General features: G+C 28.2%; 19 protein-coding genes. 15 read left to right on the top strand and 4 right to left on the bottom strand.

Annotated features, from left to right (window positions below):
• Nucleotides 1–91: 91 nt before the first annotated feature.
• Complete coding sequence (locus tag FVE73_RS06945; protein WP_315861808.1) at nt 92–586, top strand: NADPH-dependent FMN reductase; 495 nt, start codon at nt 92–94, stop codon at nt 584–586.
• Nucleotides 587–679: 93 nt separating this feature from the next.
• On the opposite strand, the gene FVE73_RS06940 is transcribed toward FVE73_RS06945, so the two are convergent.
• Entirely contained in the window at nt 680–2,122 is a 1,443-nt protein-coding gene (locus tag FVE73_RS06940) for an acyl-CoA dehydrogenase family protein (RefSeq protein ID WP_018498992.1), read from the bottom strand.
• 480 nt (nt 2,123–2,602) lie between these two features.
• Between FVE73_RS06940 and FVE73_RS06935 the strand changes: the two genes are divergently transcribed.
• The 4 genes from FVE73_RS06935 to FVE73_RS06920 all read left to right on the top strand — a co-directional run bounded on the left by FVE73_RS06935 (nt 2,603) and on the right by FVE73_RS06920 (nt 6,559).
• Nucleotides 2,603–3,733 (top strand): hypothetical protein, encoded by a 1,131-nt coding sequence (locus FVE73_RS06935; RefSeq protein WP_018498993.1) that lies wholly within the window; start codon nt 2,603–2,605, stop codon nt 3,731–3,733.
• A 74-nt stretch (nt 3,734–3,807) separates the two neighbouring features.
• Nucleotides 3,808–4,749, top strand: coding sequence for a helix-turn-helix transcriptional regulator (locus FVE73_RS06930; RefSeq protein WP_018498994.1), 942 nt, complete (start codon nt 3,808–3,810; stop codon nt 4,747–4,749).
• 24 nt (nt 4,750–4,773) lie between these two features.
• Nucleotides 4,774–5,481, top strand: a complete 708-nt coding sequence (locus tag FVE73_RS06925; protein WP_018498995.1) for an FtsZ/tubulin family protein — start codon at nt 4,774–4,776, stop codon at nt 5,479–5,481.
• A gap of 37 nt (nt 5,482–5,518) precedes the next feature.
• Nucleotides 5,519–6,559 carry a restriction endonuclease gene (locus FVE73_RS06920; protein WP_018498996.1) on the top strand — a complete coding sequence of 347 codons (1,041 nt, stop codon included), beginning with the start codon at nt 5,519–5,521 and terminating at the stop codon, nt 6,557–6,559.
• A 171-nt stretch (nt 6,560–6,730) separates the two neighbouring features.
• On the opposite strand, the gene FVE73_RS10750 is transcribed toward FVE73_RS06920, so the two are convergent.
• Together FVE73_RS10750 and FVE73_RS10745 are read right to left on the bottom strand one after the other, a co-directional pair.
• Nucleotides 6,731–6,928, bottom strand: coding sequence for a hypothetical protein (locus tag FVE73_RS10750; protein WP_197739254.1), 198 nt, complete (start codon nt 6,926–6,928; stop codon nt 6,731–6,733).
• A gap of 144 nt (nt 6,929–7,072) precedes the next feature.
• Nucleotides 7,073–7,321: a TetR/AcrR family transcriptional regulator gene (locus FVE73_RS10745; protein ID WP_018498998.1), complete on the bottom strand. Its 249-nt coding sequence runs from the start codon at nt 7,319–7,321 to the stop codon at nt 7,073–7,075.
• Between the two features lie 177 nt (nt 7,322–7,498).
• Here FVE73_RS10745 and FVE73_RS06910 point away from each other — a divergent pair, with 177 nt between their 5' ends.
• The 4 genes from FVE73_RS06910 (at nt 7,499) to FVE73_RS06895 (ending at nt 11,595) form a co-directional block, all read left to right on the top strand.
• A complete protein-coding gene (locus FVE73_RS06910; protein ID WP_018498999.1) occupies nt 7,499–8,032 on the top strand; it encodes a nuclear transport factor 2 family protein in 534 nt (177 codons plus the stop codon).
• Between the two features lie 41 nt (nt 8,033–8,073).
• Nucleotides 8,074–9,165: an alpha/beta hydrolase gene (locus FVE73_RS10945; RefSeq protein WP_018499000.1), complete on the top strand. Its 1,092-nt coding sequence runs from the start codon at nt 8,074–8,076 to the stop codon at nt 9,163–9,165.
• A gap of 173 nt (nt 9,166–9,338) precedes the next feature.
• A complete protein-coding gene (locus FVE73_RS06900) occupies nt 9,339–10,694 on the top strand; it encodes an MATE family efflux transporter (RefSeq protein ID WP_018499001.1) in 1,356 nt (451 codons plus the stop codon).
• A gap of 58 nt (nt 10,695–10,752) precedes the next feature.
• Nucleotides 10,753–11,595, top strand: coding sequence for an aldo/keto reductase (locus tag FVE73_RS06895; RefSeq protein WP_018499002.1), 843 nt, complete (start codon nt 10,753–10,755; stop codon nt 11,593–11,595).
• Between the two features lie 35 nt (nt 11,596–11,630).
• On the opposite strand, the gene FVE73_RS06890 is transcribed toward FVE73_RS06895, so the two are convergent.
• Nucleotides 11,631–12,482, bottom strand: coding sequence for a LysR family transcriptional regulator (locus tag FVE73_RS06890; protein WP_018499003.1), 852 nt, complete (start codon nt 12,480–12,482; stop codon nt 11,631–11,633).
• Nucleotides 12,483–12,629: 147 nt separating this feature from the next.
• Here FVE73_RS06890 and FVE73_RS06885 point away from each other — a divergent pair, with 147 nt between their 5' ends.
• The 6 genes from FVE73_RS06885 to FVE73_RS06860 all read left to right on the top strand — a co-directional run bounded on the left by FVE73_RS06885 (nt 12,630) and on the right by FVE73_RS06860 (nt 18,936).
• Nucleotides 12,630–13,694, top strand: coding sequence for an alpha/beta hydrolase (locus FVE73_RS06885; protein WP_018499004.1), 1,065 nt, complete (start codon nt 12,630–12,632; stop codon nt 13,692–13,694).
• 173 nt (nt 13,695–13,867) lie between these two features.
• On the top strand, nt 13,868–14,929 hold the full coding sequence (locus FVE73_RS06880; RefSeq protein ID WP_169458051.1) for a cupin domain-containing carboxymuconolactone decarboxylase family protein: 1,062 nt from the start codon (nt 13,868–13,870) through the stop codon (nt 14,927–14,929).
• The gene (locus tag FVE73_RS06875; protein ID WP_018499006.1) at nt 14,926–16,599 is read left to right on the top strand and encodes a carboxylesterase/lipase family protein; all 1,674 of its coding nucleotides are present in this window, start codon (nt 14,926–14,928) and stop codon (nt 16,597–16,599) included. The genes FVE73_RS06880 and FVE73_RS06875 overlap by 4 nt, the downstream gene beginning before the upstream one ends.
• A gap of 90 nt (nt 16,600–16,689) precedes the next feature.
• Complete coding sequence (locus tag FVE73_RS06870; protein ID WP_018499007.1) at nt 16,690–17,592, top strand: alpha/beta hydrolase; 903 nt, start codon at nt 16,690–16,692, stop codon at nt 17,590–17,592.
• 7 nt (nt 17,593–17,599) lie between these two features.
• Nucleotides 17,600–17,902 (top strand): carboxylesterase family protein, encoded by a 303-nt coding sequence (locus tag FVE73_RS06865; protein ID WP_018499008.1) that lies wholly within the window; start codon nt 17,600–17,602, stop codon nt 17,900–17,902.
• 41 nt (nt 17,903–17,943) lie between these two features.
• Nucleotides 17,944–18,936 carry an alpha/beta hydrolase gene (locus FVE73_RS06860; protein ID WP_018499009.1) on the top strand — a complete coding sequence of 331 codons (993 nt, stop codon included), beginning with the start codon at nt 17,944–17,946 and terminating at the stop codon, nt 18,934–18,936.
• Nucleotides 18,937–18,941: the final 5 nt, after the last annotated feature.

The following is an 18,941-nucleotide window of genomic DNA, read 5'->3' as shown; positions in this document are numbered from 1 at the left end:
TTTAGTTTACAATATTATAAGTTACAATATTGAATATAATAATTTAGGGCTAAAAAATCTTAAAATAAAGACTACTTAAAAGTATCCAAACATTTTCAGACTGTATCGCAAAAGAATTGAAAAAGATGTGAATGTGGAATTTTTAAATTATAGAGATGTGCCATTATTGGAACAAGATACAGAATTTCCAGCACCTCAATCAGTTAGAGATGTTCGTGACCAAGTTGGAAAAGCAGATGCTGTGTGGGTAGTTTCACCAGAATACAACGGTTCTTATCCAGCTGTGTTAAAAAATTTATTGGATTGGTTATCTCGTCCGTTAGTGGCTTTTGATAGGGAAACACCAACAGTAATAGCAGGAAAACCAGTAACTGTAAGTAGTATTGCAGGTTCAACTGAAGGAAAATTTGTAAGACAAAATCTTTCAACATTATTTTTATATATCCGTATGAATCCAATGGAAGGAACTGGAACAGGTTTAATCGTACTAGCAGAAGCATGGGGAACAGGAATATTGAACTTGACTGATGAGCATAAAGAAGCCTTGAAAAAACAAGTAAAAGAATTTTTGGAATTTATTAAATAGACTTGGATTTTGAGAAAATTTGATCTTTAATTTATTAAAGAAAAAAACAAAAGAAGAATAGCTTTTATGAGCTATCCTTCTTTTTTTATTAAGCTAACTATTATATTCAAAATCCAAAATATCTTTTCTAATATCCCTTATCAAAAATTTTATTAAATTATCTGATTCTGTTTGAATTAAAAGAAACAATCTTGCTAGTATTTTCCCAACAAAAACTTTTTTTATCTGATCCATCTCATTTAATGTATGATGTTTTAGAAAACTGATTAAATCGTCTACTTTATTAACAATATTATTTACAGATATATTTTCAAATCGTTTATCCAAAATAAATCTTTCATAAATCGTAGAATTTTTATTAATTCGGATTCCCTCCTTCTTTTCCACAGCCGTAGCTTTTGAAAACTGATCATAAATTTCTGAATAAAGCATATCATTTGGACCTTCAAAGATAGTAAATGGTCTAAAGTCAATTGCCACATTACTCATTGGATGCCCAGCTTCAAATCCTTTTGCCCCTAGAAGTTTTTGTGCGATTCTCGATGCCTTGTAAGTATATTCAGTAGCAAGGCTCTTTATAATATTTGCTTCCATTAATTTATCTGAAACAGACTTATCTGGAGAGACATTATTGCAAGTATAGCTATACATAATTTTTGATATATCGTAAGTATTTTCGATTTCATTTAATTCATTTTGAACAAATGGTATTTCTTTTCTGGCAAATTTATTTATATTTTTTACAATATATTCCATAATTCCATGTGTCATTCCAACTAGTTGCAATCGGCTTCTTATAAAGATATTTTGAAATTCTCTAAGACAATTTGCCCTGTTTTCTGAAAGTTTTATTATATATTTTGCAGGAATCTTTGCATCAACATGATTTACAGCATATCTTACTGCTTTTAAACCTTCCGAATTTAGTACATCATAAGTTATATATTCTCTTGGAACTAAAATTAAGCTGATTACTTTTGATAATTTACCTTCTTTCTTTTCCTTTGCGGCAATTAATAAAAAATCACTTTGAGAATTTCCTTGCCAATATTTATCAGCTTTAACATGAATTGTATTTTCATCAACATATTCATAGTAAGACTGCATTTCTTTTGCGATAGCAGATCCAGAAGTTTCAGGCTCTGTTATAGCCAGTCCTCCACCTTCTCCGTTAAATATCATTTCCAAACCTTTTTCAATTTGCTCCTCATTCCCATATTCAAGAAGCGGCTGCAATACTAATGCTCCTTCAATTCCTGTTCTAAGTGTAACTGGTACACCATAGTTCCCAGCGATTCTAAGAACTTCCTGAATTTCAAGCTGACTATTTTTTCTTCCTCCAAATTTTTCTGGTAGAAAGGGCAGTAAAAGTCCACATTTTTTTATACTTAACCATTTCTTCTCTGACAAATAGTTCATTAAGTTTATTTTCTCAATATTTCCATTTGAAAAAACATCATTGAAAGCTTTCTTTATATTAGACAGAAATTCTTCTGTATTCATTTTTAGCAAATTTCCATTTATAAATTTATTCATTTTTCTCCTCCCAAGTAAGTAATTTAAACCAAAATATTTTGATTTTAAAATAATTTGTTTATATAACAGTTGTTATTATAACACAAATGAAAAAAAATGACAATTTATTAATAAAGTTATTTTTGTAACTTATTTTAATTCAGTTAAGATTGAGAAAAAAAGGAATATCATATTTTTTAATTGAATGAAAAAAATTAATTTAATATACTGAAAATAACAAAAAATTGAGTATAGGAGTAATGAAATTAAATTTGAGGAAATCTAAAAAAACATTGCATTTAGTATTGAAATTTATGATTTTAGTTATAGAATTTAAGAAAAATCTGAATATAATAAAAATTTAAAATTATTTAAAATTCTGAAAATTTAGGAATAATAATTTTTATTTGAAAAAATAAATTCTTATTCTAAAGAGACAAAATGTGTCTCATATAAAAAGTATAATTAAATAACAAAAATAAAGTTGAGGAGATGGGGAAAATGAGTAATGTAAAATTAGTTAAAAATGATGCTTTTTATAACGCTGAGTTTGATACCGATATTTTTTTATATTGGATGATAAAATGGTTAAATGTTGAGACTACAAATAATAGTAGTAAGGTGGCTTTAAAAAATATGGCAAAAAAATTTATTGAGGAAATTTTAGGAGAAAAGTTAACTACAGAAGATATTGAGATACATTTTTCAAATAAAAATTATTATTCTGAAAATGGAACTTTTATTGATAGAATTTTAGGTGATTGTCCGATTTTGTTAATTTTAAATAGGAATCAAAATGGAAACAGAAAATATATATATTTCAGAGATTTTAGTTATTACGAATATTCAAAAGATTTTAATGAATACAATGGGAAATTAATTAAATTATTAAAAAAATATGAGAATTTAAAAGAAAACGAAGAGAATAATGTAAAAATTGTTCATTTTTCATCTGATTTAATTTCTAGGTATGAAAAGGAAGAAGTAGAAGAAATAAATATTTTATACGATAAAGAAAAATTTTTAACTTTATTTGAAAATTCAAAAAAATATATAGATGACAGTATTTTTGACAGTTATTACAATCAAATTAATCAGGAAAATAAGAAAAATTTTGGTGTAAATATTAACGAAAATTTATCTTTATATTTAGTTTTAGAAAGTTATATAAATAAAAAATTTGAAGATTATGATGTATATCGTTGTTTTGATTATATAAAATGGTTGAAACATGAATTTTTTATAGAATGCTTTTGTGTAAATTTAATTGCAGAAGATAAAAAAACAAATAATTATTTTTTGTTAAAATGGTTTAATAATAATAAAGTCGAAGAAAAGACAATAAAATTAATTCAGAAAGAATTAAAAGATATATTTCCTGATTTTAAGGAAGTTAATTATGAAGATATTGATTGTGAAAATAATGAAATTCCATTAATGTGTTTTGCAGTAAATCTAGATAGTTCATTAAAAGATATAAAAAAAATGGTTGATAAAATAACGGAAAAAATTGAGAAATTTAATAAAATGAAAAATTGTAGAGACATAAGAGAGGAATATGTAGAATATTTTGAAGAAAAGAGATTAAAGAAAAGATTTCGAAGTAAAAGAAAAATTAGGAAAAAGTTTTAAATTTTGAAAAAGTGATAAATCAAGGTATAATTAAAACGTTGAGAAAAATTTTTTAGAAAGGCTTAATCTTAATCATGAAAAATGAAAATTCTGAGGAAAAATCAATTAGAATATTAAAAATAATGAAAAGGTTGAATCAAAAAGAGATAGTGAATAGAAGTGATTTAGCTAATGAATTTAAAGTCGATAAAAAAACGATACAACGAGATATAGCTACTTTGAGGAATTATTTTTTTGAAGAAGGTGAATCGGATATAAAATATTCTAGTTCAAAAAAAGGTTATTATCTTGAAAAGAATGACAAGATAGCTTTTACAAACGAAGAACTTTTGGCTATAAGTAAAATTATCCTTGAAAGTCGGGCTTTTAATAAAGAAGAAACTGAAAAATTAATAACGAAACTAGTTAACAATTCCTCAATAAACGATAGGGAGATAATAAAAAATTTGATAAATAGTGAAAAGGTGAATTATATTCCTTTACAACATGGACAGAAACTACTCGAAAGTATTTGGAAATTAGCGCAATGTATAAAAAATCAAGAATGGGTGCATTTAAATTATACAAAAAAAGATAAACAATATAAAGAATACAGAATAAAGCCACTGTCAATAATGTTTTCTGAATATTATTTTTATCTAATTGGATATATTGAAAATAAAGAAGAATATCCTGCAATTTTTAGAATTGATAGAATGAAAAAGATAGAAAATACAGGCAGAAAATTTAAAATCTTAAATTATTCTGACAAATTTAAAGATGGTGAATTTAGAAAATATATACATTTTATGCACTTAGGACCTCTTACAAGAATAGAATTTAAATACAGAGGCTATATCGAGTATGTGCTTGATAAATTTCCAACTGCAGAAATATTGGATGAAAAAATAGTTAAAGAAAATAATCGGGAAACTACAGTTTATACTGTAAAAATCGAAGTTTATGGAAGTTTTGGAGCGGAAATGTGGCTACGAAGTCAGGGAGATTACGTTATTGAATACAAAATTTTAAAATAAATTTCTATAAAAAGGAGAAAATTTATGGAAAAAATACCAAAAATAAAAATTATAAGTTTAGGAGAAACAGCTCTAAGCACTATTGAGAAAGAAATAATTACACATGAAAATATAAGCATTATTACAATTAAAAATGACTACAAAGATTTAAAAATAAATTTTCAAGATACAGATGTAATTTTGATAATTTTAAATACATATTTTGAAAATGATAAAAATTTTGCCTTAGAAATAATCAGAAACACTGAAAAAAACGACATTTTTACTGGCATTTACGATATTGAAAATGGCTATACTGACCTATTTGATTCAAAAACAGACTTTATCATAAAATGCAAATCTTCAGAAGATTTAAAAAATGGAATCAACGGAATAACAAAAACTTTAACAGCAAAAGGAATGGTTACTCTTGATTTAGCGGACTTAAAAACTGTATTTCAAAAAACCTCAAAATCTTTCGTAATTTTTGAAAAAGGAAATTTAGAAACTTTTGATGATTTCTTGCAAAACCTAAAACTAAAGCTGGAAACTTTTGATAAAAATAAAACTTATAAAATATTTTTGAATATAACAGCAGGAAAAAATATTGAATTGACTCAGATAAAAGATATTGCTAAAATAATGACTAATATTCTTAATGAGCGGGCATTTCTTTGGGGACTGCAAATATATCCAGAAAATGAAAATTTCATAAATATTATTGCTTACATTGTGGAAGATTCAGTTAAATAAATAAATTAATTAATATTATAGAAAGAAGGGATTTAGAATGGAAAATACACAAGAAAGAGAAAAGCATTACTGGGGATACAGAATTGATGTAAAAAATCAAGATTTCTTTTTTAAGGAATTAGAACAAGGACGATTACGACAAGGTTGGGGATATGATAAAAATCAAGAACTACCTGATACAAAGGATAGTGGTGCTAGAAAAAATTTAAGCATGTATCATAATGTAAAAAAAGGAGATATACTGTTAATACCTAGATTGCCAGATTGGGGTAGTGTTGCTATAGTTGAAGCAACTCAAGATTGGGATGATAAAGAAAAAGGATATAAGTTTGAGATTGATGATGAAAAGAAAGATTATGGACATATTTTTCCTGCAAAATATATTGGATGTTTTAACAGACACGGAAAAGATGTTTCTGGAAATATACAAAGTACGTTAAAAGCAAGAAATAGATTTTGGAATATCAGTCGTTTTTCAGAGGATATTGAAAAAATCATAAAAAATTTAGAAGGAAATAGGGAATCAACAAGTGTTATTGAAAATATAAAAAATATTATATCAGAGCAAGTAAAATCTTATTTTAATTTAAAAGAATGTTGTGACAAAATTGTTGATGAATATAATCAAAAATTTGTAGCTTCTCAGTGGGAAGAGGTATTAAAAGATATTTTAGAAAAAATCTATCCTAGATATAAAATTAAAAAAACGGGTGGTAGTAAAGAAGAAGAACATGGAACCGATGTTTTGGTAAATATACCTGGAATCTCAATTTCAGAAAGTTATAACATAGCTATACAAGTAAAAAATTACAAAGGTGAGATTTCTGATGAAAATATTAATATAATTATAGACCAAGTAAACAAAGCTGAAGAATATGGATGGGAAGATGGAAAACTAATTGATAAAATTTTGGTTATAACTCCAGCTAAAGAAGAAGAGAATCCAAAATTAATTGAAGAATGCCAAAAAAATGAAATTAGAGTTATTTTTTCAGAAGAACTAAAAAAATTAATTTTTAAATCAATTATTGAGAGTATTGATTTAAAAGAAATTTTTGATGAGATGTTACAAGAATAATAGTATATACAAATTATTAGAAGGTTAAATACTTGAATTTGAGAATTAATATTAGTAGAAGGGGTTATTTCAATTGGTTTTAGAAGTATGGGCTTTAGGGGAAATTTAAAATCAGGATGATGGGAGTTATCCTGATTTACTTATTGTTGGATTTTAATTTTACAAAATAGATTAAAAAAACTTTTTCATTCCATCAATTAAAAGGTCACTAGTTAAACTAATAATTTCTTCAAGAGAGATTTTTTTCCCATCAGTTATCCATTGTTTGTACATTGAAAGAGTTGTTGATTGGACAAATGCAATAAGAAGATTATATCTGTATTCCCCTATTTTTTCGCATATGCCCGATTTTCCCCATGTTGTAGACATCACATTATTTATCATTCGTTGTCTTATATATGAATATTTTTCATTACTTGTTATTTTTTCATAGGCTTCTCCATATTTTTCAGAAAACAGGAAAAATTCTCTGGTTATTTTATCAAAATCTTCAGGAATACGGTACTTTGAAATTTATTCAATGTATTCGCTGGAAGTTTTTTCCTGATATTCCAAAAGAAGATCATCAAGCGAAGAATAATAAGTATAAAAAGTTTTTTTATTAATTTTTGCCTTTTCAGAAAGAGATTTTACTGTAATTTTTTCAAAATCAGTTTCAAAGATAAGTTCATTAAAAGCATTATTTATATTTTCAAGGGTTCTTTTTACCCTTAAATCCTTAATTTCATTTCTTTTAATATTTGTATTTTTATCATTTTCCATAAATTCCTCCATTAAAAGTAACTATTTTTTATAAAATGTGGTATAAGTAACTTTTAGAAAAAAAGAGTAGTTCTATTTTGATTTTTTTAGTATTATAATTCATTCATAGAAATAATTCAATAACAGATTTGAAAAAGTCTATTAAGGATAAAAAAAATAAATTAGGAGATGATAATTATGCTAAAAAAATTAATTTTGGGAGTTTCAATATTATTATTAGGAGCTTTATCAACATCAAATGTATCTTATTCGGCTGGTAAAAATCAGAATAATGGGAAATCGTTATTAGAAAATGAGAGAGAATTGGGAAGACTTGTTGATGATTTTTCAGTTCTGGCAGATAAGAAGGATGCTCATAGTCAGACATTTCTTTTTACTGAAAATGCCACTGTTGAAATAGTCAGAGATGGGAAAGTTAGTTTAAAACTTACTGGAAGAAAAGAAATAGGAGATACTTTTAACAAAACTTTAACTAGTTATGATACTGTTTACCATTTTAATGGTCAGAAGGTATTTGACATTCAAGGGAATAAAGCAACAGGAACTGTGTATTGTATGACAGTGCTTATTGGTAAAAATGACAAAGGTCAGTTAATAAAAAATACAATGGGAGTCAGATATAATGATGAATATGTGTATGAAAACGGAAAATGGCTTATTTCCAAAAGAACTTCAAATTTCGACTGGAGAACTTCTGAAGAAATGAAATAATTGATTTATCATAATAATAAAAAAGGAGAGAAATAAAAAATATGAAAAATAATTTAAAGAAAAAGATATTAAAAAGTATATTTACAGTTATTCTTGCCTTAATTTCAGCAACAGGATTTTCGGCAGAAAAGAATATTAATTTAAAAGATATGGGGAGTTTTACCGTAGGTGGAAAAGTTTATCAGGAAAAAAATGGAAGTACATTTCATGGAGATCATGCATATGTTCAGTATTTTATTCCAGTTCATGCGAGAAAGTATCCCTTAGTAATGTGGCATGGAATCGGACAGACAGGAAAAACCTGGGAAACTACTCCTGATGGAAGGGATGGTTATATGCAGATATTTACAAGACGTAACTGGTCTGTATATATTATTGATCAGCCAGGAAGAGGACGGGCAGGAAGATCAAAACTTAAATTTATGGCACCTGATATGATACCTACAACAGCTGGAGAAATGGGGACATGGAATGCTTTCAGACTGGGAGAATGGACACCAGAAAAAGGAAGAACATTTTTTAAAAATACTAAATTTCCAAAAGATGAAAAATCTGTAGATCAATTTATGAGATGGCAAGTTAGTGATAATGGTGAAGAAGTTTCAGAATTTGTAGATAATAGTGACGATATGGTTAATTCTGTAAGTGAATTATTCAAAAAATCAGGTCCAGCTGTATCACACTCTGCAAGTGGAATACTTGGATGGAAAACAGCAATGAAAAATCCAAATAGTGTTAAAGCAGTAGTTGCTTATGAACCAGGAACATATGTATTTCCTGAAGGAGAAAGACCTGCAGATATTTCTTCAAAAAATGAATTAGCCAGTAAGTTTTCAGAACCTAATATGATTCCAAAAGAAGAATTTGAAAAATTGACAAAAATGCCAATTCTTATAGTATATGGAGATAATATATATGAATCACCAATTTTTGGAATAGAGTTTTGGAGACTCTCTCTTGAGAGGGGAAAACAGTTTGTCGATGCAATAAACAGACATGGAGGAGATGCAAAACTTGTACATCTTCCAGAAATAGGAATAAAAGGAAATACTCATTTTCCTTTTGCAGATTTAAATAATGTGCAGATTGCAAATCAGTTATCACAATTTTTGAAAGAAAAGAAACTGGATTAGGTAAAGAAAGTATGCGTTTTAGTTATAGTGCTTTTCCTATTTGATATTGTACTTTAGAAAAAACTTTTTGTAAAATATACTCAAGATGATAAAGGATGTCGATTATAATTTTAAAAGTTTCTGAAATCAAAAATTAATTTTATGAAAAGCATCTTATTTTAAAGGAGAAAGAAATGACGGGAGAAGTAATTGAAAATAAAAATAGAATATTTTTAAATAAAGATTTATTTAAATTGTTCCTGCCACTTGTAATTGAACAGGGGCTGGAATATATTGTAGGTATGGCAGATTCCATAATGGTTGCACAAGTTGGGGAAGCAGCTGTTTCAGGAGTTTCACTAGTGGATTTTATTATGGCATTGCTGATTAGTATTTTTGCGGCTTTGGCAACAGGTGGAGCAGTTATAGCAGGTCAGTATTTTGGAAAGAAGGATATTTCAAAAGCTAAGGAAACAGGAAGACAGCTTCTGAAAATTTCTGTATGGTTTTCAGTTTTTATTATGATTACTGTTTATATGGTAAAACCATTGATATTTAAGTATATGTTTGGAGGAATTTCTACTGAAGTTCAGAAAGCTGCAAATATATATTTTTTGATAGTCCTTCCATCTGTTCCATTTTTGGCTCTATATAATAGTGGAGCTGCAATTTTTAGAACAACTGGAAACTCAAAACTGCCGATGCAGATAATGTTATCAATGAATATTTTAAACGTAATTGGAAATGGTATTCTAGTAATAATTTTCCATATGGGAGTGGCTGGCGTTGCAATACCTACACTAGTTTCGAGAATTGGGGCTGCAATTATCATCCTTTATCTTGCCAATAAAAAAGAAATGAAATTAAGTATAAAAGGATGGATGAAAACGAAGTTTGATAAAAAAATTATAAAACAGATTTTAAATATTGGAATGCCATTTGGATTTGAAAATGGAATGTTTTATCTTGGAAGACTTGTTGTCTTAAGTGTTGTTGCATCATTTGGGACTGCTTCCATTGCAGCAAATTCAGTGGGTGGAACGATAGTAATGTTTGAAGTTTTACCTGGAATGGCTATTAATCTTGGATTATCAGTAATTGTTTCAAGAGTTTATGGAATGGGAGATTATGAACAGTTAAAATATTATAACAGGAAAATTATAAGAATAATTCATGGCACATTTATCGTAAGTACTTTAATTGTGTTAGGACTTATGCCATTAATAATGAAAGTCTATAATTTGTCTCCTGAAGCTACAGAAATGGCATGGTTTATAGTTGTTTCACATGGTGTGTTAATGATTTTAATCTGGCCTGCAGCATATTCATTGCCTGTAATTTTTAGGGGAGTTGGAAATGCTAAATTTCCAATGATTGTAAGTATGACATCAATGATTTTGTGTAGAATTGTTTTAGCGTATGTATTTGCATTTGGATTTGGCATGGGAATGATTGGAACTTGGGTTGCGATGTTTTTTGACTGGGTTGTAAAGGCAATTATTTTTGGTGTATATTATTTAAAAAATATGTGGATAAAAATAAAAAAATAGTAATTAAATAAAATGATGATTAACAGTTATGTTAATTAAAAAATTAGGAGGAAATATTATGAAATATGTAACTTTAAACAATGGAGTAAAAATGCCAATATTAGGATTTGGAGTATTTCAAATTGATGATATGAAAGAATGTGAGGAAGCAGTTTACAATGCGTTAAAGGCAGGATATAGATTAATTGATACGGCTTCAGCATACGGAAATGAAGAGGCAGTGGGAAGAGCTATAAAAAAAAGTGGTATACCGAGAGAAGAAATTTTTGTTACAACAAAATTATGGGTAAGTGATGTAAATTATGAAAAGGCAAAATCAGCATTTGAGACATCTTTAAAAAAATTGGATTTGGAATATATTGATTTATATCTGATACATCAGCCATTTAATGATGTTTATGGAGCTTGGAGAGCAATGACGGAATTATACAAGGAAGGGAAAATAAAGGCAATTGGTGTAAGTAATTTCTATCCTGACAGACTTGTTGATTTTATTTTGAATAATGAAATAGTTCCTGCTGTAAATCAGGTGGAAACACATCCTTTTAATCAGCAGGTTAAAGCAAATGAAATAATGAAGGAATATGGAGTTCAAATAGAATCATGGGGACCTTTTGCAGAAGGGAAAAATGGAATATTTACAAATGAAATTTTATCTAAAATTGGTAAAAAATACAATAAATCTGTGGCTCAGGTAGTTTTAAGATGGTTAATTCAGAGAAATATAATTGCAATACCTAAATCAACAAGAAAAGACAGAATTGAAGAAAATTTCAATGTATTTGACTTTGAATTGAACAGTGAGGATATGGGAAAAATATCTGAACTTGATAAAAAGGAAAGTTTATTTTTAAACCATGATGATGTAGAAATAGTAAAATGGCTTAATGGAAGGAAATAATAAAAATACGAGGGAGATTTCTTCCCTCTTATTTTTTAAAAATTTTTACTAAAACTATCAAAAAGTTTCTCAATTTCATTTTTTATATTTTTCTTACAGACACAGTAGAAAGTCATTTTTGCTTCCTTGTCAGCAATTGGAATTGAAATATTATTTTTGAAATTGTCTTCACGTTCAAGTGTGAAATTTGAACGGAAATGCAGTAAATTTTGCATTTCAGCTAATTCCTGATAAATAATCCTGTCACTTTGAATAAGGAAGTTCATATTAGGCATTTTTTCTAAAACTACATCCTTCCATATTCCGATCGGATTGAATAAGAGCATTCTGTCATCTGTAATATCTGAAAAATGTATTTCCTTTTTTTTAGCCAGTGGATGACTTAGAGGAACTGATAAAAATAATTGTTCAGTTTTATATTTTATGCAGAAAAATTCAGAATTATCAATAGGCTCAGAAAGTATAATCATCTGATAAATGTCATTTTTAAGTTTTTCAAATAACTGAAGATTATTTTCTATTTTATGAAGAATGTATTTTTCAGGATAAAATTTTGCAAATAATGAAATCATATCCCACAATGGAGCAGGAGCACATGAACCAATTGAAAAATTATTTTGAACCTGATTATTTTTATTAACTTTTTCTTCCATTTCATCTACAAGATTCAATATTTTTTCTGCGTACTGGATAACAGTTTTTCCATTTCCATTTAATTCCATCTTATTTTTTTTCCTGTCAAAAAGTTCAACCCCTAAAGTTTTTTCCAGCTTTTGTATCGAACGGGAAAGGGCAGGCTGTGAAATATACAACTCTTCAGCAGCTTTTGATAATGTTCCATATGTTGCAAACGCAATAAGCTGTTTAAGTTGTTCCAATTCTATCATATAAATCACCTCATATAATTTTTATTTCTAGTATGCATTTTAATTATAGCACATTTTATAAACGGTATTGTACTTTTATCTTAAATTTTAGTATTATAACTACATGAAGATAAGGAAATAAAAATAAGAAAATGAAGGAGATTATATATGAAAAAAAATTTAATATTATTAATGGCAATAGGGATATTATCAGCAACTGCAAGTTTTGGATTTCAGAAGCCTGTAACAATTAAAGAACAGGGAAGTTTTATGGCAGGAGGAACAGTTGTAACATCACCAGGAGAATATAAAGATTCCGAGCCTATGAATTTTGATGGGGAAACATTACATGGAGATCATGCCTATGTATTTTATCAAAAGCCAGTAAAAGCAAAAAAGAATAGTATTGTATTTTTACATGGGTATGGACAGTCAGGAAAAAGTTGGGAAAGTACACCAGATGGAAGAGATGGATTTCAAAATATATTTTTGGAAAAAGGATACAGTACATATATTGTTGACCAGCCTAGACGTGGTAGAGCTGGGCAGTCAACAGTTCCAAGAAATTTAACAGCAAGACCTGATGACCAACTTTGGTATAACAATTTTCGTATAGGGCAATGGCCAGGAATATATGATAATGTTTCTGTACCAAGAGATAATGAATCTCGTGAGCAATTTTTTAGACAAATGACTCCTGATACTGGAGATTTTGACCAAAAAGTTATAAGTGATGCGATGGTAAAAGTTTTTGAAAAATCAGGAAATGGAGTTTTAGTAACTCATTCTGCTGGTGGAGGACCTGGTTGGGACACTGCCATAGCTTCTGACAAAGTAAAAGGAGTAATTGCATTAGAACCTGGAACTTTCCCATTTCCAAAAGGAAAATTACCAGAAGTTGAAAAAACAACAAGTCCATTTCCAGCTAGTGGCTATGAAGTGTCTGATGCTGAATTTAAAAAATTAACTAAAATTCCAATAGTTGTATATTTTGGTGATAATATTCCAACTGAATTAACTGATAACTGGGGTTTAGATAATTGGAGAATAAGAGTAAATTTAGCTAAAAAATGGGAAAAAATGATGAATGAAGCAGGTGGAGATGTAAAAGTTGTAATGCTACCTGATATAGGAATAAAAGGAAGTACACACTTTATGATGGCAGATTTAAATAATAGAGAAGTAGCAAATGCCATGGAAAAATGGATGAAAGAAAAAGGATTAGCAAAATAAAAATAGCAGAGTAATAAAAGCACATGAAAATCTTGATAAAGTTCATGTGGAATAAAAAAATGCTAAAATAAATAATTTTGACTCTTAAAATAAAATTTGGAAAGAAAAGAATGAAAAAAATAAAAAAATATATATTAACTTTTATAATTTTTTTACTGGGAGGAAATTTAATTATGGCAAATTCAGTAAATAATCTAAGTATTACTAAAAAAGAAAATTTAAAATATATCAAAGCAGATCCAAAATATTTTTCAGGAGAAGCAGAGTTTGCAATCTTACCACAAATTGATATATCTAAGGATAGTGTTGCAATAGTAGATTTTGAAGTTGGAGTAGTTAACAATTGGCATTCACATTCAAAAGGGCAATATTTATATATAACTGAGGGAGAAGGTAGAGTTCAAGAATGGGGTAAGGAAATTCAATATGTAAAGAAAGGTGATGTTGTATGGATACCAGCAGATGTAAAACATTGGCATGGAGCTGGGGAAACAACTTCAATGTCCCACTTAGTAATAACACCTGATACTGAAAATAATACAACTACTTGGTTTGAAAAAGTTGAATTAAATGAAAAACCAACAGAAGAAAGATTGAAAATTTCTATTGAGAAACATAAACAAAATACTTCTTTGACAGAAAAACAACTAGCTATTGTTTCAATAGCAGCTAATACGGCAAAAGGAGATTTAAATAAATTAAAAGTAGCTTTGAATAAGGGATTAGATAAAGGTTTAACTATTAATGAAATAAGAGAAATTTTAAATCATCAATATGCTTATATAGGTTTTCCAAGAGCACTAAATGGAATGCTTACTTTAAATAAAGTGTTAGAAGAAAGAAAAGTTAATGGTAAAAAAGATATTGAAGGGAAAGTTCCTACAAATAAGGGGGATATAAATTACTATGAATATGGAACAGAAACTTTAAGTATTTTATCTCAAAGAGATAGCAGTGGATTATTACAAAATTTTGATGGAGTTGACTATGCTTTAAAGGCACATTTATTTGGTTATTTATTTAGTAGAGATAATTTAAACTATGTAAATAGAGAATTAACAACAGTTTCAACCATTTCCACAATATCAGGTGGAGAGGCACAATTAGCTTCACATGTTAATTTAATAACTAATTTAGGAATTAAAAAAAGTGATTTAGAAAAAGTTGTAAATATTTTAAATAAAGAAGTTGATAGTGATTCATCTAATAGATTAAAAGGAGTTGTTGAAAAATGAAAAAAATGCTATTAGTAGCTTTATTTTTATTACAAATTGGAACTGGAAATTTATTATTTTCTGAAACAAATGAAAATAAAAATGTAGTTAAAAAAATTGAAAATACTGTAAATCAAAATACTAATACAATAGCTACAACAGAAAGTGGAAAAATACAAGGATTTATTCAAGATGAAATATATACTTACTTAGGTGTACCTTATGCAAGAGCCGAAAGATTTATGGCACCTAAAAAAGTAGAAAAATGGAATGGTATTAAACAAACTGTAACTTTTGGAACATATTTTTCACAAGGTGAGAGTATGGTTTCAAGTGGAGGTTGGTTTGCAGGACCTAAATTAGAGATGAGTGAAAATTCTCATAACTTAAATATATGGACTCCTGGTATAAAAGATGGAAAGAAAAGACCAGTAATGGTATGGTTACATGGTGGAGGTTTTAGAAGCGGTTCATCTGCTGAAAATTATATTTTTGATGGAAAAAATTTAAGTAAAAAAGGAGATGTAGTAGTAGTTTCTGTAAATCATAGATTAAATTCACTAGGTTTCTTAGATTTATCAGCTTATGGAGAAAAATATAAAAATTCTGCCAATGCTGGAATTATGGATTTAGTTGCTTCTCTTGAATGGATAAGAGATAACATAGAAGAATTTGGAGGAGATCCTAATAATGTAACTATATTTGGAGAGTCAGGAGGAGGAGCAAAAGTTTTAACTCTTATGGCTACACCAGCTGCAAAAGGTTTATTCCACAAAGCTATATCTGAAAGTGGAGCAGTAGAAAAAATGGGAATGACACTTTTACCAGAAAAAGCTACTAGAAGAGTTGCAGAATTAACTCTTGAAAATTTAGGATTAAATGCAAAAAATGTAGATGAAATTCAAAAAATACCTTATGAAAAAGTTATGGAAGCAACAGAAAAAGCCTTAGCAAAAACAGCTGAGGAACAAGGTTATAAAAATGTTTTAACTGGACAACCAGGACTTGATTGGGCACCTAAATTAGATAGCTATATTCCAGTAGAACCTGTAGGAGAAAAATATTCAGAACAATCAAGAGAGATTCCTTTATTAATAGGTACTAACTTAACAGAATGGGAAACAATGCCATTTGTATTATCAAATAATAAAGTTGAAAATAAAAATACTTTTACTAATGCAGAAATAAAAAAGAAAATGCAAGAAAAATATGGTGATAGAGCAGAAGCAATAGCGAAAGAATTTAAAAAGGCTTATCCAGAAAGAAAAGCAGTAGATGCACTTTATGTTGATGCTTTATTAAGAAAACAAACATTGAAAACAACAAGATTAAAAGCAGATCAAAATGGAGCACCAGTATATAGTTATATTTTTGCTTGGGATAATCCTATGATTGATGGTATGGCAATGTCTTTTCATACAGCAGAAATTCCATTTGTATTTAATAATATAGATAAAGTTGAAGGAACTTTAAAAGGTAGAGGAAAGGATGCCTATAAATTAGCAGGAAAAATTAGTCAAGCTTGGATAAATTTTGCAAGAACAGGAAATCCTAATGTGAAAGGTTTACCAAAATGGTTACCATATAATACTAAAAATGGAGCAGTTATGATTTTTGATGATAAGTCAGAAGTTAAATATAAACATGATGAGGAGTTAATGAAATTATTAGCACCTGACTATAATTTCTAAAATATTATGAGAAGACTGAATATATTAATTTTAATTATTATTAACTTTTTCTATATAAAAAGTATAGAAGCAAGTGTTGGAGGAGAAAAAATGTTAAAAAAAGAATACTTAAATAAAGATAGTACAATAAAAGAACTTTTAACTTATCCAAGTATAAAAGAGTTTTCAAAATTTATTTTACCTCTTGAACATGGTTACAATCCAAACTCAAAATTAAAAGATATAGCTTATTTATTACCATATCATAATAATATAAATACTGATACAACTTTAAAGAGTATTAATTATATAATTGATAGAAGTGAAAAGGGTGAAGAGATATTCTATAAAATTTATACCGATAAAGAAATAAAAGAAGATAAGAGCAAAGCAAATACAGGAATATTTTTCTTTAAAGGAAATAAAAATGCACCTTTTGCTATAATCAATGCGGGTGGAGGCTTTTCCTATGTTGGTTCTATACATGAGGGTTTTCCTTATGCAATAGAATTAAATAAAAGAGGTTATAATGCTTTTGTTTTACAATATAGAGTTGAAGATGGTTATAGGGCAACTCAGGACCTAGCAAGAGCAATATCATATATAATTGAAAATAAAGATTTATTTGAAGTTGATATAAATAATTACTCTTTATGGGGAAGTTCAGCAGGAGCTAGGATGGTTGCAGCAATTGGCTCAAGAGGTTTAGTTTCTTTTGGAGAAAAAAATTATACTAAACCCAATACAATAGTTATGCTTTACACAGGATTAGCTAGTTTTACACTAAATGATCCTCCTACATTTATGGCAGTTGGTGACAGAGATGGAATTGCTAATCCAAGAGTTGTTGAAAATAGATTTAATGAAATGAAAAAAGCAGGCTTAAAAGTAGAATTTCATAAATATAAAAATGTAGAGCATGGCTTTGGATTAGGCATTGGAACTTCAGCAGAAAATTGGATAGATAGTGCTATAAAATTTTGGGAAAAGCAAAGTGTAAAATATGAAAAGTGACTAACTTATGGTTGAGGGTATGGCAATGTCTTTCCACACAGCAGAAATTCCATTTGTATTTAATGATATAGATAAGATTGAAGGACTTATAAAAGTTAGAGAAAAAGAAGCTTATAAATTAGCAGGAAAAATTAGTCAAGTTTGGATAAATTTTGCAAGAACAGGGAATCCTAATGCAGAAGGTTTACCAAAATGGGAACCATATAATCGTAAAAATGGGACAGTTATGATTTTTAACGATAAGTCAGAAATAAGACATAAACATGATGAAGAGTTAATGAGATTATTAGCACCTGGCTATAATTTCTAAAATTATTATCAATTATGACATTTTTAATAGGAGGTATAGCAATGGCAAATTATAGAAATAATCCTTTTACATTTGTATATGATGGAGCGATTACAAAAAATGAAAAAGGAAAGGTAAATGTAGAAAAAGTAAGTTATAAAATTAATGGAATTGATATTGCAGCTAATGTATACAAACCTGCAAATTATACTCCAAATGGTAAATTTCCAGCAATAGTAGTGGCACACCCAAATGGTGGAGTTAAAGAACAAGTTGCAGGGTTATATGCACAAAAATTAGCAGAACAAGGATATGTTACAATAGCTTTTGATGCTGCTTATCAAGGAGCAAGTGGAGGAAAACCTCGTTATGTAGATAAACCTGCAAATCGTATGGAAGATATAAGAGCTGCAGCTGATTTCATAACTCAATATCCTGGTGTAGATAAAAATAGATTAGGTTTATTAGGAATTTGTGGTGGAGGTGGCTACTCAATAAAAGTAGCACAAACAGATAAAAGATTTAAAACTGTAGCGACTGTAAGTATGTTTAATACAGGTGATGTTAGACGTAATGGATATAATCGTACACAAATGGATACTATACAAACTCGTTTAAAAGATGCTTCAGATGCAAGAGCACAAGAAGCAGCAGGTGGAGAAGTTAGATACACACCAGCTTTTGCAGATGGAATGACAAAAGAAGAAATAGCAGCATTACCTTTTGAATTGTATAGAGATGGTTATGAATATTATGGAGTAACTCATAAACACCCAAATTCTCAAACTAATAATACAGTTAGTAGCTTATTAGATTTAATGTCTTTTGATGTTAACACTAATGTAGATTTGATAAATCAACCATTATTAATGATAGCTGGAGATAAGGCTGATAGTTTGTATATGACAGAAGAAGTTTTTAAAAATGCAACTGGAACAAATAATAAAGAATTATTTTTAGTAAAAGGTGCAACTCATATTCAAACTTACTGGAAGCCTGAGTTTGTGAAAGAAATTAGTGGAAAATTGACACAGTTTTATAATAAAAATTTATAAAACAA

The organism is Leptotrichia wadei, assembly GCF_007990545.2.
Taxonomy (GTDB): Bacteria; Fusobacteriota; Fusobacteriia; order Fusobacteriales; family Leptotrichiaceae; genus Leptotrichia; species Leptotrichia wadei.
This window is presented reverse-complemented; position numbering and strand designations above follow the sequence as displayed.